Annotated in this window: 13 protein-coding genes and 1 tRNA gene; 10 read left to right on the top strand and 4 right to left on the bottom strand. The window is 45.6% G+C overall.

Translation table 11 applies throughout. The features are described 5' to 3' along the window. Nucleotides 1–13 precede the first annotated feature (13 nt). Complete coding sequence (locus tag QUA13_RS05125) at nt 14–2,722, bottom strand: phospholipid carrier-dependent glycosyltransferase (RefSeq protein WP_333197126.1); 2,709 nt, start codon at nt 2,720–2,722, stop codon at nt 14–16. Nucleotides 2,723–2,854: 132 nt separating this feature from the next. Here QUA13_RS05125 and QUA13_RS05120 point away from each other — a divergent pair. After that, nucleotides 2,855–2,927, top strand: a tRNA-Phe gene (locus tag QUA13_RS05120). A 317-nt stretch (nt 2,928–3,244) separates the two neighbouring features. On the opposite strand, the gene QUA13_RS05115 is transcribed toward QUA13_RS05120, so the two are convergent. Beyond that, nucleotides 3,245–4,531, bottom strand: a complete 1,287-nt coding sequence (locus QUA13_RS05115) for an aliphatic sulfonate ABC transporter substrate-binding protein (RefSeq protein ID WP_333197124.1) — start codon at nt 4,529–4,531, stop codon at nt 3,245–3,247. A gap of 219 nt (nt 4,532–4,750) precedes the next feature. Here QUA13_RS05115 and QUA13_RS05110 point away from each other — a divergent pair, with 219 nt between their 5' ends. Then, the gene (locus QUA13_RS05110) at nt 4,751–5,419 is read left to right on the top strand and encodes a cadmium resistance transporter (RefSeq protein WP_333197123.1); all 669 of its coding nucleotides are present in this window, start codon (nt 4,751–4,753) and stop codon (nt 5,417–5,419) included. 303 nt (nt 5,420–5,722) lie between these two features. After that, nucleotides 5,723–6,013, top strand: a complete 291-nt coding sequence (locus QUA13_RS05105; RefSeq protein ID WP_333197122.1) for a hypothetical protein — start codon at nt 5,723–5,725, stop codon at nt 6,011–6,013. Between the two features lie 129 nt (nt 6,014–6,142). Here QUA13_RS05105 and QUA13_RS05100 read toward each other — a convergent pair whose 3' ends face one another. After that, nucleotides 6,143–6,460 (bottom strand): site-specific DNA-methyltransferase, encoded by a 318-nt coding sequence (locus QUA13_RS05100; protein WP_333197120.1) that lies wholly within the window; start codon nt 6,458–6,460, stop codon nt 6,143–6,145. 362 nt (nt 6,461–6,822) lie between these two features. On the opposite strand from QUA13_RS05100, the gene QUA13_RS05095 reads away from it, so the two are divergent. Then, a complete protein-coding gene (locus QUA13_RS05095) occupies nt 6,823–7,044 on the top strand; it encodes a helix-turn-helix transcriptional regulator (RefSeq protein WP_333187484.1) in 222 nt (73 codons plus the stop codon). Beyond that, nucleotides 7,045–7,656 (top strand): ScaI family restriction endonuclease, encoded by a 612-nt coding sequence (locus QUA13_RS05090; protein ID WP_333197116.1) that lies wholly within the window; start codon nt 7,045–7,047, stop codon nt 7,654–7,656. On the opposite strand, the gene QUA13_RS05085 is transcribed toward QUA13_RS05090, so the two are convergent. Continuing rightward, nucleotides 7,648–8,496 carry a site-specific DNA-methyltransferase gene (locus QUA13_RS05085; RefSeq protein ID WP_333197113.1) on the bottom strand — a complete coding sequence of 283 codons (849 nt, stop codon included), beginning with the start codon at nt 8,494–8,496 and terminating at the stop codon, nt 7,648–7,650. The genes QUA13_RS05090 and QUA13_RS05085 overlap by 9 nt on opposite strands. 169 nt (nt 8,497–8,665) lie before the next feature. On the opposite strand from QUA13_RS05085, the gene ribBA reads away from it, so the two are divergent. From ribBA to QUA13_RS05060, 5 genes are all read left to right on the top strand, one after another. After that, nucleotides 8,666–10,381 (top strand): bifunctional 3,4-dihydroxy-2-butanone-4-phosphate synthase/GTP cyclohydrolase II, encoded by a 1,716-nt coding sequence (gene ribBA, locus QUA13_RS05080; protein WP_333197111.1) that lies wholly within the window; start codon nt 8,666–8,668, stop codon nt 10,379–10,381. A gap of 265 nt (nt 10,382–10,646) precedes the next feature. After that, nucleotides 10,647–10,994 carry an HAD domain-containing protein gene (locus QUA13_RS05075; RefSeq protein WP_333197108.1) on the top strand — a complete coding sequence of 116 codons (348 nt, stop codon included), beginning with the start codon at nt 10,647–10,649 and terminating at the stop codon, nt 10,992–10,994. Nucleotides 10,995–11,147: 153 nt separating this feature from the next. Beyond that, nucleotides 11,148–12,587: a pentapeptide repeat-containing protein gene (locus tag QUA13_RS05070; RefSeq protein WP_333197105.1), complete on the top strand. Its 1,440-nt coding sequence runs from the start codon at nt 11,148–11,150 to the stop codon at nt 12,585–12,587. A gap of 98 nt (nt 12,588–12,685) precedes the next feature. Next, entirely contained in the window at nt 12,686–14,416 is a 1,731-nt protein-coding gene (locus tag QUA13_RS05065; protein ID WP_172190655.1) for a helicase HerA domain-containing protein, read from the top strand. 868 nt (nt 14,417–15,284) lie between these two features. Continuing rightward, entirely contained in the window at nt 15,285–16,289 is a 1,005-nt protein-coding gene (locus QUA13_RS05060; protein ID WP_172190656.1) for an RNA polymerase sigma factor, RpoD/SigA family, read from the top strand. Nucleotides 16,290–16,575: the final 286 nt, after the last annotated feature.

The following is a 16,575-nucleotide window of genomic DNA, read 5'->3' as shown; positions in this document are numbered from 1 at the left end:
ATAAAAGGAATTGTTAAATTTTTAGTTTTTTTAAGTATTGCAAATCTTGCCATGCTTGGATGAGATTACCTTGCATCAGTTCCGCTACACCGTTTAAAACTCTAATTTCCGGTAGGTTGGAGTTGAGAGCGAGAGCAGGTTTTAAGGCTGTTTGAGCGGCTTTGGGATGCCAGCCGTACAGGTGTACGAAAGCGAGATAGGCGTAAGCGTAAGGGTTTTTTGAGTCGAGTTGAGTGACTTTTTCTAAGGCGGCGATCGCACTTTTGACATTCTGCTGCAATACCCGAGAAAATGCCAAAGCATAAGCCAATTCTAGATTATTTGGTTCCTGCTGCAACCGATATTCTAACGCTTGTTCTGCTTGCACGGTATAATCTTGAATTGGATCGTACTGATTGATGCGCCCAATCTGCTCGAACACGGGTTCTAAACCGGGCAATCCTTTGGGTAAATTAACCGCCATCGCCCGCAATTGAGTCACCAAATCTAACTCGGGCTTATCTTTATTATCCTCGTTTCCAGGCTCTGCCTGAGAACGCATATCCAGAGGCTCTGCCTCGATCTTAACACTAACTGCCGGCACATTAATCGGATAAGTTTCGCCGGTTTTCCGATTTAGATAAGTAGCTTGCAGATTGTAAGTTCCCGGTGCAATATTAGCAGGAGGAAGCATCGCGGTGCGATCGACAACTCGAAACCCCACAGCAAATTTATCCGCTTCCAGCATCCCCGGATGCAAAGTCGCCTGGGCGATCGCGCGATCGTGTAAAATCCTGAAAGTCTGTCCCGGTGGAATATCGCCAGACTGCTGATTTTCCCACGTTACCAACACTAAACCAGACTGCAACTGCTGCCAAGGCCCAGACCAAGTATAAGTAACCGGCAGCGCAACTCCGGGAACTGCTTTTGCAGGGACAGTAACTCGATCTAATTGTACTTGCGATCGCGCTTCATTCAACGGCTGTATTTCGACAGGTTGCACTCGCTTGCGATAAAGATTTAAATTAGTATAATCTGGCAAAATCCAAGTTTTTTCTAACTGAAATTTATCACCTTTTTCAATCGCGGTTACGGCTGCATTTTGAGCTTTTTTAATCCCTTCGCGAATCGAACCTTGCGGGCCAGTTTTGGTTACGAACCAAGAGAGCGATCGCACATCTTGCGGCACTTGTTTTAAATTAGTTCCCACCTGCCGCCCGTAAACCTGAAAATTAGCCAAAGCACCGTAAAAATTCAAATTATGCTGGTTAATTTCCGGCGTCGAAGGCAACACGCCTAAAGTAGATTGCAAATAAGGTTCCCTATCAATAATTTCGGCAATTACCTCTCGGTGCGGCCACTCTTTCCCCAAGTAAGGATAGTTAGAATTGCCGGGACTGATAATTTGGACTAAGCTATGTCCCAAAGCACCTCCCAGCGGCCACATATGGAACAGCATTGCCAGAATTGCCAAGCCAATTGTACCCCAGCGAATTTGTCGTCCCCACCGAGAAGGCCACAGCGTTAAACAGTAGGCTAAGAAAATAGATAAAACTGGCAAATAAGGTATCACATATCGGTCATCTTTGTTGATATTTAGAGAATTAATTAAATAAGCTCCTCCCCAGAAAACAGCCAGCCAGCGACAGGAGTTGAGATAAAAGATGGAGGAACTATCTTGCCGGCGACGCCAATAAAGTATCAGTCCTACTAAGGGAATAAGTAACAAAGGCCAAGAAATGTGTTCGGGTAAGTGTTGACCGTAGTAAATCCAAGCGTCGATCGTATTGAGGGCCGGATCTCCTTCGGCGATCGCAGAATCCAGCGTAGCCCGTTTTCCCCCGGTCAAAATTAACAGCCAATTGGTTTTTGCCCACGGCCCAAACACGGCTACCGACAGCAACAAACTACCAGTTAATTGACCTAATCTCCCCCAAGCTTTTTGCCACACAGCACCCACAGCCAGCCACAGAATCGGGGTAAACAGAAATAATACGGTAGTGTGTTTAACTAATATTGATAAACCGAGAGAAATTCCAAAGGCGATCGCCCAAAAGAAAGACGACGGGGAGAGTGAGGGAGTGGGGGAGGGGGAGAATTTATACTTTTTCTTTGTTCCTTCCTCCAACTGAGTTCTATCGGTTACATCCGTTAAATCCGTTGCCGAACTTCCATCGGACTGACATCCGTTACATCCGTTACAGAATCCGTTGCCGAACTTCCTTCTTCCTTCAGAAGCCTTCCACATTGTCAGACAATAGAAAGCAAAAGTAATCGCAGCAGTGAGGGGATAGTCGAGCAAAAATTGCAAGCGGAACCGATAAAGTCCGGGTAACAAAACGCAAATAGCAGCGGCCCACAAACCGATTTGCCGGTTAAATAATTGGACGCCCAGACTGTAGACTGAGGCGAGGAGAATTGCACTAAATAATAAATGAACGAGGGTTGCCCGATCGGCCCCAGTACCGAAAACCTGAAGAAACGGAACCGTTAAGATGTATGCCAAGGGCGGAATTTTCGTCGAAAGCAGCCAGAAGTTTGTCCACCACTCCCCGGAAAACCACTGAGGATGCTGCAACGCCTGCAAGTATTTCAGGGTGCTAGTCAGGTAGTCTGCTTGATCCCACGCAGGGACAGATCGATCGAGGGCAAACCAGAGGCGATCGCTAATTGCCCCCAGCAGCCAAATTATGCCCAAGACAAGCAGACTCTTGCCCTCGCTGTCCCGATGTTGCTGTGCCATTGCGATTGTTGGATTTTAGGTTGCAGCTTTTAGCTTACAGGCGGGCGGTTCCGGGCGAGCGAAAATTAATTTGAAAAAGTGCTTGCTAAATTCTGTATGTGTCTGCTAAGATAGTAAAGCGCGAAAAAACAAGCCGGGATAGCTCAGTTGGTAGAGCAGTGGACTGAAAATCCACGTGTCACGAGTTCAAGTCTCGTTCCTGGCATCGCAAAGCCCTCACAAAGTTGAGGGCTTTTTTTTAGGAAAAATCCGGGCAATGCAGCTAATCAAAATGTAGGTTTGCCGGTGGGGAGTGACAACCCCGCCGGAAACCCAAACAGAGCTGATATTTGACAGACTTGTGCTCAAAAAAAGATAGCTCGTATCAATTGCGGTTGCACGAGCCAGATGACTGTTGACTGTTGATTCGGGGTCGAAAAACTGAATGATGGTTGAGTGTTGAATGTTGACTCGATTTTACGCCCGACGATGAAGCGCTGATTTGATATCCGACAAAAATTACACTCGATTTTAATTGTCAGATTAATAAGTCCAGTTTTGCTTGGTCTGCAAGCTATAGGTTCCATCTTTCACATTCACGCGCTCAGGAATCAGATCTAAATCTCTAAATATATTTGCCTGGTGCTGTAGGGTTGTGAGCGATTGGTCGTCGATCGGGATAATAGCGCGTTCGGCACTACGTTGCTGTAAAATTTCTACAATGGATGGATCTATTTGATGGTGTTCTGCCAATCGCACAGCAGCTTCTAATTCCTGTTTCTTAGCCCAAGCTCCCGCTTCATTTACCTCTTCTAAAATCACCTTAAGCAAGTCGGGATAGTCGCGTACCAACTCTGGAATCGCGTAGTAATAAGTCGGAACTTCTAAAGAGGCTTTGTCACCAAAGATGCTCTCTAAGTCTGCAATTGAGCGCCCTGGATAAGCACTTCGGACTTGAGTTGTCGTGTAGGGAACCCAAATCACCCAAGCATCGACCTCACCCGCGCGGAATAGGGGCAGCGCCTGTGGCTGGGTCAGATAAATTGGCTCAATGTCACTAAACTCTAATCCCACTTTTGCCAGTGCTCGCACCAGCACATAATGAGCGCTTGAGCCTTTGTCAAAAGCTATCTTTTTACCCTTCAGGTCGGCAACCGTCTGAATTGGCGAATCTTCTGGTACTAGAATTGCTTGACCTTTGGGAGCAGTATATTTTTCTTTAGCCACCCGCACAAACACATGATCTGCTGCTTGCGAGAAGATGCTGGCCGTACCACCGCCGCCGCAGAAATCGATCGTCCCATTGCTTAATGCTTCTATCAGAGCAGAAGCTGATAAGAAGCTTGTCCAAGTAACACTCAGCCCAAATGGTCGCAAACGGCTTTCGAGCCAACCTTTAGCACGCAGGACTTCCAGATTTGTCATACCCTCTGGATAACCGATTTTGAGTTGCTTGAGTCGCCGCGCTTGCTCAGCTAAGGGTGTGTTGCCCGATTGAGCAGAACGGTTAGAAAACCAGCGATCCAAAACTACACAGAAAAGTATGCCCCCCACAAACAGTCCCACCGTTTCCAGTACCCGCATTGTTGAGTCTTTAGGCAATTTGACCTGATTTACCTGACTTATGAGAGGGGAGAGTACATCGCCAGAGGCAGAAGCGGCAACAACATGACTGTCAGAAACCAGACTCAAGACCAAAATTGTGGCAAGACTGAGGCAAAATCGCACTGCAAACCGATAGGCAAGCGATCTGGGAATAACCGATCTGAGCGATCGTAAGATGTGGTGGCCTGTGCCTCTAGGCAGACGGTCAATCAAAGGGCTAATCATAATGACTCTTTTAATAAACACAGGTGATGGATGCTGGATCGATTGAAGATGGGGGATCGAGTCAAAGCACTGCTTGATACGGATAAACTACCAGATTTGCTCGCTCGTTACACCCAATATGGGATACTCACACTATCCTATCGACATTGTGATAATTTGTACAATGGTTGAGCGATCGCTCGTTTCGGCGATCGGATAGGTGTTAAGTGAGGAATGGTAATGGATTGGTTAATTGCAACGCTTAAGATCGGGCTAGCTACTGCTTTGGCAACAACGTTTGACGACAATATTTATCTGACGGCTTTCTTCAGTGAGGTTAATCGTACTTTTCGCCCTCAACATGTTGTGGTTGGTGAGCTTCTAGGGTTCACGGTATTGATGATAGTAAGTTTGGTTGGTTTCTTAGTGGGGCTAGTGATTCCGTCCACTTGGACTGGTCTACTGGGGATTTTGCCGATACTTATTGGCTTGAATAATTTACTCAACCTTAACAAGGATGATTCAGCCGAAGATAAGTCAGATAATCTGAAAAGAAACTCTAAATTTCGAGGCTTTGATTCAAGAAAGCGATCGCTCTGGGACGTAATCCGCGATCCGCAGACCTATCGCGTCTCCTCGGTCACAATTGCTAACGGTGGCAACAATCTTGGGATCTATATCCCTTTGTTTGCCACTAGCTCAATTCAAAATCTGTCCGTAATTATACCCGTTTGCTATTTTATTGTTTGCTGCTGGCTGTTTATGTCCTATACTCTGACGCATCTACCTGGTATTGCTTTGGTGCTCAGCCGTTATGCGAGCAAGTTTTTCCCTTTCGTGCTGATGTGGCTGGGTTTCAGAATTCTGATGGACAGCGAATCCTATCGTCTTTTTCTACCGAACGCTTGACAGACAAAGGCGATCGAACCACCGAAAAAATCCATGACAACAGTACCATTCCCTACAATAAAGGAAGAAAAAAGACTTTAACATAATAGAATAATACAAAAAACAGCGATGGCGTAAATCTCAAATTAGTGGTCTATCAATTTAATCTCCTTGCCATTCCCGATCTTGCAGTTCCTTTTGAGGGACTAGCGGCGTGCCTTCAATTTATTGATGGATTGCTGTTGTGACTTCGCAGTTACTATTCAAGCAATCGATCGGAGTTGAACGGAAACAGAGGTAAAAATAATCTCTTTATCGCTGGTTGTGCTAGTCATTCATACCCGCCAATCCATTCTCAACAGTCCGTCCGGAAAAATACTTGTTGATGGCAACGCCATCAAGCATCGGAGTGACAATAATCATTCCCTGGACATCTTGGCAACCCTGCTCGGATTTCAACCATTGCCTTTGAGTTTTGTGCTGGTTATGGGGGCTTTTGGTGCTGCTTACGTTACTGCTGCCGAGAATGTGAAACGAGTGTTTTGCATTCTCGTAAAATTTTATTTGTCAAGGCGCAGCACTTATGAATTTAGACAGACATTCCTAATTTTTTGAGCAATTATCGGCTTCAGTAAGCTAGCCACGCGAGATTGCCGCTGAGTGTTCAGCGATCGCTTTACTTAACCTCCAACGTTCTATTTGATACCAATCTATAAAATAGTTAAACTTTATAAATTGCTGCAATTACCAACCATAGAATAAAGATAACTGTGCTTCTCTGAGTTCCTTGTCCGTTAAAAAATCATCAACTCGATTAGGCTCAATATCACAGTAATCAGCCATAATTTCAAATCCGATCGCTTGACCCTGCAAACTCAGAGCCACAATTGCTGTAGTACCGGAACCCATAAATGGATCTAAAACAATTTCGTTTAAATTCGATGCAGACTTGATGATGCGATCGACAACAGCAACAGGAAATTGAGCGGGGTGAGGCGTGTGTTCTTTTGAAGCTCGGTTTTTCCCCAGATGCAATTGCCCAATGAAAAAAGGTAAACACAAACGGTACTGTAACCCAGGCTCCAATCACGACGGCGAAAATGCTGTCACTGTGTCGGAGGAGAAGTTGAGACTTAACTAGGAGAGTAAGAGTGTAAAGCAGTGCACAGGCTCGCATCCAGGAGATAGGATAAGGGAGCCACTTTGGCCAAGTTATTGCGGTCATCTGAGAAAATCGTATTGTGTGGTAACAAGATTTTCTCAGATGTTGGGTCAGCGTTTTAACAATAGCGCTACTTTCTGGGCAGTGCGATCGTCAGAAAAATGGCTGGACAGTGCCAGACTGCCAAGTTGATTGAAACTTTTTTTAAATTAACACTCATAGTGTGTAGATTTAAAGCCGTTACAAGCTTTAAATTTTTCTAGTGACAAAAAATATAAAGCTTAAAATATTTGGCGAACAGGTTCGGAAATTGAGAAAAGCTAGGGGGCTAAGCCAAGAGGAGTTAGCTGAACTAGCAGAACTGCATCGAAATTACATTGGCGGCATTGAACGTGGCGAGAGAAATGTTGCACTTCTGAATATTGTGCGTCTAGCTAAAGCGTTGGGAGTATCGCTAAGCGAATTGTTGGAGGGGATAGAGTAAATGACTTCACCTTATGCGGGGCTTGCCACAGCAGATTGGGCAGCAAAAACCAGGGAACTGATAGAGATACATCCACTTAACCCGGATGAAATATATGAAGTAGTAATTCAAGTCTGGCGAGAAATATTTGAATCTAATCTAACTAGCAAAAACTATAAAATAGGTGTCGATTTATTTCCCCGCCCCCAAATTATGGGATACTTTTTGCACGAACTCATCCCATTAGAATTGGCTAGGCGATACCCAGAAATTTGGCGCCGCGAAGAAAATGCTACTGAAAAAGATCTGGTCTGTCTTCTAGATGATTGCTTCTCGATCGAGATTAAAACTTCTTCAAGTAATCGTAATACATATGGAAATCGCAGTTATACTCAACTAAGCACTACTGGTATAGAAGGAAAAAAGAATAAATCGGGCTATTATCTTGTTGTTAATTTCCAGAAATTTAACCAAAAAATTCAAGGCTCACAACTACCGCAGATTAATTTAGTCAGATTTGGATGGTTAGACCGAGAAGATTGGCAAGGTCAAGCCGCTGCAACTGGGCAACAGGCGAAATTGAGTCCTGCAGTTGAACGTTATAAATTGCTGCAATTACCAACTTTAGAATAAAGATAACTGTGCTTCTCTGAGTTCCTTGTCCATCAAAAAATTATCTATTCTACTAGCGACAATCTCACAGTAATCAGCCCTAATTTCAAATCCAATAACTTGTCGCTGCAAACCCAGAGCGACAATTGCTGTAGTCCCGGAACCCATAAACGGATCTAAAACAATGTCGTTTAAATTCGATGCAGACTTGATGATGCGATCGACAACAGCAACAGGAAATTGAGCGGGGTGAGGCGTGCGTTCTTTTGAAGCTCGGTTTTTCCCAGTCGTAACTTTTGGGAACTGCCACACATCCGTCGGATTTTTGCCTTTTAAGTTTACTTTAATCTTGCCGTTCTTTTTCTGATTCGGATATTTCACATTTGGGTCGCGCACTTCATCCAAATTAAATGTATACTTGTCTTGATTTTTTACATACCAGAGAAACTTTTCATTGCGGGGTGAAAAGAACTTGCTGCCCGCAACTCCTGCGCCGTAGTTCCAGACAACTTCTTGAATCAGATAAAAAGGCACTTTGTCCCAAAGCAGGTAGGAAATCGGAATTGCTTTTGCCCGATCGCGAATTGACAAATAACCTAAATTCAGCCAAAAGGCTCCTCGATCGAGCGTTACCCGGTAAACCTCCGCTATCCACTGCTCGCACCAGTTTAAATACTCATCTAACACCAAGAATTTTTCGTACTCTTTGCCGATGTTATAAGGCGGGCTGGTAACGGTTAAATCTACAAATTGATCGGGCAGCAGCTTTAATGCTTCCAAACAGTCCATGTTATAAATTAAGCAATTAGGAGCTTGGAAGTACGGTTTACCTAAAAGCCTCGCGATATCAGTCAAGCTCATGCAATATTAGGGAGATATTTTGTTGACAAAATGCAATAATTATAGTAAATGAGTTAAGAAATATTGTCAAACTCATCGGGACTGGGAATCGCCCTGTCGGAAACAAAAGGTTACAATCAAAAATAGATTCTATTTCCATAACATTACTGTTTATAGCTTGAACTTCTCAGTGCCCAATAACCACACCTCAACACAATCATTTCAATTTGACTCGATCGACAGCGCCCTCGCAGACCTCAAAGCAGGTCGCCCCCTGGTAGTAGTCGATGACGAAAATCGCGAAAACGAAGGCGACGTGATATGTGCCGCCCAATTCGCCACCCCCGACAACATCAATTTTATGGCCGTGAACGCGCGAGGTTTGATTTGTCTGGCTTTGAGTGGTGAAAGGCTCGATCGCCTGGAACTGCCCCTCATGGTCAGCAAAAACACCGACAGCAACCAAACTGCCTTCACCGTCAGCATCGATGCAGTCAACGGCGTCAGTACCGGTATCTCCGCCGAAGACCGGGCGCGCACCATCCAAGTAGCCATCCACCCGGACACCAAACCTCAAGACTTGCGCCGTCCCGGTCACATTTTCCCCCTGCGGGCGATCGACGGTGGCGTCCTCAAACGCGCCGGTCACACCGAGGCCTCGGTTGACCTCGCCAGACTCGCGGGCCTGTATCCTGCCGGCGTCATCTGCGAAATTCAAAACCCCGACGGTTCGATGGCGCGGCTGCCGGAATTGATCGAGTACGGCAAAACCCACAACCTCAAAATCATCAGTATTGCCGACTTAATTAGCTACCGGCTCAAGCACGATCGATTCGTCCGCCGCGAAACAGTTGCCAAATTGCCCACTCAATTCGGCGAGTTTATGATTTACGCCTACCGCGACACCCAAGACAATTCAGAACACGTTGCTATTGTCAAGGGCGACCCGGCAGAATTTAAAGACAAACCCGTGATGGTGCGGGTGCATTCCGAATGCCTGACCGGCGATGCTTTGGGTTCCCTGCGCTGCGACTGTCGGATGCAACTGCAAGCGGCACTGAAAATGATCGAAAATGTCGGTTCTGGCGTCATCGTTTACTTGCGCCAAGAAGGTCGGGGCATTGGATTGGTGAATAAACTAAAAGCATACTCGCTGCAAGATTTGGGATTGGATACCGTAGAAGCCAACGAACGGTTGGGATTTCCCGCCGACTTGCGGAACTACGGCGTCGGAGCGCAAATGCTGAACGATTTGGGAGTTAAAAAAATTCGGTTGATTACCAACAACCCGCGCAAAATTGCTGGTTTGAAAGGTTATGGAATTGAAGTAGCCGATCGCGTCCCCTTACTAATTGAAGCCACAGATTACAACTCGATCTATCTAGCAACAAAAGCCGAAAAACTCGGTCATATGCTGCTGCAAACTTATTTAGTAACAGTGGCCATTCAGTGGAACGCAACAAAGGAAGAAGGTAGAAGTCAGAAAGCAGAAGGAAAAGAGGAAGATTCTGCCATTCACAGTCGGTACGAACACCTCGAAAAACTGCGGCATTTGGCGGCTAGCCAGCACTTGTTGCTGCAAGAAGAAGCGCGACCGGTGGGCATAGCCCTTTTCGGAGAAGGCTCCCTCATCGTTCACCTCGGCTTCGATCAAGCCGGACTCGCAGCCCCCGATTGGTACAAAGATCCAAACCATCCTTACGTCAAGGCGATCGGTCAAATTCTCGGCGAAATAGCCACCTGGTCGGATTTGCAAAAATTAGAATTCCTGGTTTCCTCCGGTGCAGATCCGCTCAAAACCCTGCAAGTCCAGCTCGATCGCGAGACATTCCTTTTGTCGGAATTAACCGGAATTTGCGATCGGCTTGAACCTCAAAAAATTTATAGTTTTGCTCCTATTCCCTGAAGGCAGAAGGTAGAAGGCAACCCCCCCTACCCCTGCAGGGGGGAAGGCATCAGCCAAGAAAAACTGTGAATTGCAGAACAATACTTGTTGATACCAGCATCTTCCTTTCCTCAGAAAGCAGCAGCCAAGAAAAACAGCGGATAACAATGTGGATTTCAGTCTAACAAGTCCATGCAGCGAATATTTGAGAGAGCCTCGTAAATGCACATTTATATTATCAAGCAGTATTAATAGTCATTAAATTTTTCAAGAGTACTTTGACTTAATGTTAATTTTATTAAACATTGATGGTGTACTTATTCCTGACAAAAGACATGAAACATCTGGAGTGCAAGCAGATATAATGAAATTCAATTCAGCTTGCCTTAATCACTTTGAAAATGTCCTTCGTTCCTATCCTAATGCGCGAGCAGTAATTTCATATTATTGGCGTGAAATATTTCCCTTCGCGGTAATCCCTCCATTGTTTTCACCAGATAGCGCTATCTGTATTATCGGATTCACCCCTTTTCTCAACCCCAAAAATATTCACCAACACAAATATCTACGACATCAGGAAGTTCTTGAGTATCTGCGACAAATCAAGCAGAAAACTCACCTTGGTAGCCATTGACGATATTCCAGAACACTATCCGCCAGATGCGACAGTTGTGGCTATTGATGATTACAATGGTTTTGACCAGAACTCAGCAAAGGTACTTTCAGAATATCTAACTTGATTTCAAAGGTTAGGAAAAAAGTATCGGAATAGAGAGGGTGAATTGACATGGAAATGAACGTTGGTGACTTTCTGCACCGACTCGACCTCAGGGGACAAGCCCTCAAAGGCACCAACCTCAGCGGTGCAGAACTCCGGGGAGCCAACCTCAGAGGCACCGACCTCCGAGAAACCAACCTCAGCGACGCTATTCTCAGGTATGCAGACCTGATAGAAGCCGACCTTACCGGCGCCAATCTCAGCGGGGCGGATTTAGCTGAATCATTTCTCAATTTAGCTAACCTCACTAGAGCCAATTTGACCGATGCTGTCCTCCGAGAAGCTACTCTCGTAGGAGCCGAACTCACGGGCGCCAACCTCAAACAAGCAAGTTTGATCAAGGCTAATTTAGTTGGAGCAAATCTCCAGGAAGCCAATTTAACCAGAGCAAACCTCAGCGGAGCCGATTTGCGCGGTTGTCAGTTGAGAGGCGCCATTTTAGACAAGGCCGTATACAACAACCGGACTATCTTTCCCGAGGATATTGACCCGGGTGCATTGGGAGCATTTTTGCTAGCTCCCAATGCTTCGCTCCCCGGCTTAAATCTGGCTATGGTAGATTTGACCGAAGCCGATTTAAAAGGAGCCGATTTGCGGCGGACAAACTTATACAAAGCTATTTTATTTGGCGCAAAACTCGATCGGGCAAACTTAGCAGGAGCCAACCTCAGCGCAGCGGACTTGAGGGAAGCCAGTTTGAGCGGCACGATTTTGGAGAAAGCTGTTTATAGCAACAACACTTTGTTTTCAGAAGGCATTGACCCCGCTATGGGCGGAGCTTATTTAATTGCTCCCAATGTATCGCTGCAAGGGATAAACTTAACCGGAGCCGACTTAAACGGATCCGATTTAAGCGGAGCTAATTTGAGCGGTTCTAACTTAAGTTCGGTCAATCTCAAAAATGTAGACCTCAGCAGAGCTAGCTTAAAAAAAGCTTACCTCAAAGGTGCAAACTTGGAGGGAACAGATTTGAGAGGAGCCGATTTAAGCGGCGCAATTTTACACCAAGTAAACTTGAGTTCTGCTGACCTCCGGGGTGTAGACTTAACAAGGGCTGACCTCAGTGGCGCTAATTTAAGCGATGCCGATTTGAGGGAGACAGATTTCACCGGAGCTACTTTGCTGTTCGCTAACTTGAGCGGGGCAGACTTGAGAGGTGTAGACTTGACAAAAGCTGACCTCAGCGGCGCTAAGTTAACCGAAGCTGACCTCCGAAAAGCAGATTTGATGAGAGTAAATTTGGAGGGAGCTGATTTAACTGAGGCCGACTTGAGCGATGCTCATTTATTCCGAGTTAATCTCAGAGGTGCTAACCTGAAAGGTACAAACCTCAAAGGCGCAAGTTTAAAAGGGGTATTTTTGACCGATGCTTATTTGAGCGAAACCGATTTGGCAGATATAGATCTGAGTCCGAGTTTTTTTGAATTGCCACTAGAATCGGAATGGTAATTAGTTGACTGTTAACAATCTAAAATCTAAAATAAAAAATCGCCCATCGAAAATTGCTCGATTATTAAAAATCTAAAATCTAAAATCTAAAATCTAAAATGGATCGACCGTTAGGCTCTGTTATTCAAGGTTCCCTGAGCAAGGGATTAGAAGTGCGACTGCACGCCGACGTTTCGGTGGAAGATATGAGGGTGGGGAAATTTCTAGTAGTGCGGGGGGTGCGATCGCACTTTTTCTGTATGCTCACCGACGTGTCTCTCGGAACTTCCAGCGCTCGCATTCTATCGAATCCTCCCAATCCCAACGACGATTTTCTTCTAGCAGTGCTAGCCGGTAGCAGCACCTACGGTACGATCGAACTGTCGCCGATGTTGATGTTGACTGCGGAACGAGAAAAACAGCAGGCAATTTTCGATCCGAAAAACGGCGGAGTCCGCGAGAACAAGTTGGCTTTAGGAAATTTGGCTTCTTTTGAGTCACAAACCGGTGCGGATATTGAGTTGCTGCCGGTTAAAACTATTCCCAGCCACTTTTCCCAGGTGTTTGATGCCAAAGAAACCGATTTTAGGGCAGTTTTTGGCTGGGAAGATGACCCGTACCGCCGCAATTTTGCGATCGGCAAACCGATTGACATGGACGTTGCTGTATGCTTGGATTTAGACCGATTTGTGGAACGCAGCAACGGAGTTTTTGGCAAGTCGGGAACGGGAAAATCTTTTCTTACTCGCTTGCTTCTATCGGGAATTATTCGCAAGCAAGCTGCTGTTAATTTAATTTTTGATATGCACTCGGAGTACGGGTGGGAAGCTGTTTCGGAAGGGAAACAGTTCAGCACTGTTAAAGGTTTGCGGCAGTTGTTTCCCGATAAAATTCAGATTTATACCCTCGATCCAGAATCCACCAAACGCCGGGGAGTTCGTGACGCTCAAGAGTTGTTTTTGAGTTTCGATCAAATTGAAGTGGAAGACATCGCGCTGGTGCAGCGCGAGTTAAATTTGTCGGAAGCTAGTATCGAAAATGCTATTATTTTGCGAAATGAGTTGGGAAGTGGTTGGATCAACAAGTTGCTGGAAATGACCAACGAAGATATCCAAATGTTTTGCGAAGAAAAGCGGGGAAATAAGTCTTCGATTATGGCTTTGCAGCGGAAGTTAGAGCGACTGAATGATTTGAAATACATTCGTAAACGCTGTCCGAAAAATTATGTAACAGAAGTTTTGCAGTGTTTGGATGGTGGAAAAAATGTAGTAATTGAATTTGGTTCGCACTCGGATTTGCTGTCCTATATGTTGGCGGCAAACGTGATTACTCGCCGCATTCACCAAGCTTACGTGCGGAAAGCTGAGAAGTTTTTGCAGAGCAAAAATCCGTGCGATCGCCCGCAGCCGTTGGTGATTACCATTGAAGAAGCTCACCGCTTTCTCGATCCGGCGATCGTCCGATCGACTATTTTCGGTACGATCGCCCGAGAAATGCGAAAATACTTTGTAACTCTGTTGATTGTAGACCAGCGTCCGTCAGGAATCGACGCCGAAGTCATGTCGCAAGTCGGAACGCGGATCACAGCTTTGCTAAACGATGATAAAGACATCGATGCTATTTTTACAGGCGTTTCTGGAGGGCAGAGTTTGCGATCGGTTTTGGCAAAACTCGACTCCAAACAGCAAGCATTAGTTTTGGGGCACGCCGTACCCATGCCCGTAGTCGTGCAAACTCGCCCCTATGACGAGCAATTCTACAGAGAAATTGGGGATATTGACTGGCAAGAAATGCCCGATGAACAAGTATTTGCCGAGGCAGAAGCTGCTAAAATGGATTTGGGATTTTAGATTGACAACTGCTAGATTAATTACAGAAATTAGGCCAATGTTACTGTAAATTAATCCTTGCGAAAAATTGGCGATCGCTGGCAATGACGGAAATACCTGATTTTTGCCTTAGTTATAAAGGAAAAAGTGCATCCAACGTCAAACAAATTAGCCCCCAGCTTTCACCCAGAAGCTTTTCCCCTTTCACCCCCTCACCCCTCATCCCTACCTTCAAAAAATTTGCCTAAGCTTAAATCTGGTTGAGCCTCGCGGCACAATTCAACTTAAACAGCCCAACAGCCAGCCTTTATACACCTTTACTTACTCACAGCCGAGTTGCAATAGCATATTCTAAGAAAAATGTCAATATATATTTTAAAGCGTAAGTCGTAGCTAATACGGTGATCGAGTTCGGTTATCTCGCATCCCAGCATCTAGGCAGCGAGAAAATTTCAAGCGATGATGGAACAGAGAGCAAAAAAAAAGCCCTCGAATTGCATGAGTCTGTTTGCATGAGTATTGTGAAGTTGAGTTGCAGTTAAAACGAACAGGGAATTCAAAACCTTAAGGAAAAATGTAGAATCTTGACCTTAAGACAGAGGTTTTTACCCTTTACGATCCTCAAAAATGGGAATAATATTGAGAAAACTAAAGTCTTGCTTCACTTCGCCTTGAACTAGCTGTTGAAGCTAGCGAGCTACCGAAAATCGACGGGGATTACTGGAAAATCAAGCACAAAAGTAATCCCAAACAACAAGCTTCTACCGATCGTCACCGATAAACAGGAGGGGAAACATCCCCCCTGTCGCAGTCTTTATCCCACTTGCAAAAGTGGGACAGGGTATCACCAACTTTTTATCTGTTGTTACAAGGAGTGCAATACTCACCCATGTCCACCACAACCCCCAAAAACAAAACAGTGAAAGCCGATCGCATGGGCAGCCGGCCATACTCCTCAACGGATACGGTTCGTACCTATCTGCACGAGATCGGTCGCGTACCTCTTCTAACCCGAGAAGAAGAAATTGTTTTCGGGAAGCAGGTGCAGCAAATGATGAAATTAATCGAAGCAAAACAAGCACTTGCTAAAGAATGGCAGCGGGATCTGACGAATCAAGAGTGGGCTGCCGAAATGGAGTTGACCGAAGCTGAACTGAACCGGATATTGCAGTTAGGCCGGCGCGCCAAGCAAAAGATGATTGAAGCGAATTTGCGGCTAGTAGTGGCGATCGCCAAAAAATACCAGAAACGCAATATGGAATTCTTGGATTTAATTCAAGAAGGCACCCTCGGTTTAGAACGAGGAGTCGAAAAATTTGACCCGATGCGGGGATACAAATTTTCTACTTATGCCTACTGGTGGATTCGGCAAGCAATTACCCGCGCGATCGCCCAACACGCCCGCACAATTCGATTGCCAATTCACATCACCGAAAAACTCAACAAAATCAAAAAGGTGCAGCGGGAACTCACGCAGCAGTTGGGTCGGTCTCCCTCCCCTGCAGAAATTGCCGCCGCCTTGGAACTGCACCCTTCCCAAATTCGGGAATACCTGCTGATGGCCAGACATCCAGTTTCTTTGGACTTGCGGGTAGGAGACAATCAAGATACCGAATTGCAAGAACTCTTAGAAGACGAAACGGCATCTCCAGACAACTACATTACCTCGGAATTGCTGCGGCAAGACCTCGATACTTTGATATCAGAACTTACCCCCCAGCAGCGAGATGTAATAATTCTCCGCTTCGGTTTGGAAGACGGCACCGAAATGTCGCTGGCGAAAGTCGGGGAACGGCTCAATCTCAGCCGGGAACGGGTGCGGCAGCTAGAACATCAAGCCCTCGCCCACTTGCGGCGTCGCCAATCTCAAGTCCGAGAATACTTGGCTAGTTAGTCACTAAAAAAGTTGAGATTTTGGGAAAATCTCAACTTTTTTTTTCGTGTTGGCGCTGCTGAGAAGCATACTTTTCTACTCACATCTTGCACAATTCTCGCTTAACAGGCTTTCGGGCTTGTGAAGCCAAGACTAAACTTTCTTGTGGAATGCGATATTCTAGCCCGCCCGTACAAGGCTTATTAACAATGGTGCAAGATGCGAGTTTATACCATTTTTTAAAAAGAATGCAACTGTAGACCCGCGATCCAAACCCTGATGGAATAGGTCACGCCAAATTATTGAA

The sequence above is a fragment of the Microcoleus sp. S28C3 genome (assembly GCF_036700785.1).
Lineage (GTDB): Bacteria > Cyanobacteriota > Cyanobacteriia > Cyanobacteriales > Microcoleaceae > Microcoleus > Microcoleus asticus.
The sequence above is the reverse complement of the archived record's forward strand: the minus strand, read 5'-3'. Positions and strand labels throughout refer to the sequence as shown.

Coding starts and splice junctions, on each gene's coding strand:
- QUA13_RS05090 (WP_333197116.1), top strand. CDS start 7,045: ATGACTTCACCTTATGCGGGGCTTGCCACAGCAGATTGGGCAGCAAAA.
- QUA13_RS05070 (WP_333197105.1), top strand. CDS start 11,148: ATGGAAATGAACGTTGGTGACTTTCTGCACCGACTCGACCTCAGGGGA.
- QUA13_RS05110 (WP_333197123.1), top strand. CDS start 4,751: ATGGATTGGTTAATTGCAACGCTTAAGATCGGGCTAGCTACTGCTTTG.
- QUA13_RS05085 (WP_333197113.1), bottom strand. CDS start 8,496: ATGAGCTTGACTGATATCGCGAGGCTTTTAGGTAAACCGTACTTCCAA.
- QUA13_RS05060 (WP_172190656.1), top strand. CDS start 15,285: ATGTCCACCACAACCCCCAAAAACAAAACAGTGAAAGCCGATCGCATG.
- QUA13_RS05065 (WP_172190655.1), top strand. CDS start 12,686: ATGGATCGACCGTTAGGCTCTGTTATTCAAGGTTCCCTGAGCAAGGGA.
- QUA13_RS05075 (WP_333197108.1), top strand. CDS start 10,647: ATGTTAATTTTATTAAACATTGATGGTGTACTTATTCCTGACAAAAGA.
- QUA13_RS05115 (WP_333197124.1), bottom strand. CDS start 4,531: ATGATTAGCCCTTTGATTGACCGTCTGCCTAGAGGCACAGGCCACCAC.
- QUA13_RS05125 (WP_333197126.1), bottom strand. CDS start 2,722: ATGGCACAGCAACATCGGGACAGCGAGGGCAAGAGTCTGCTTGTCTTG.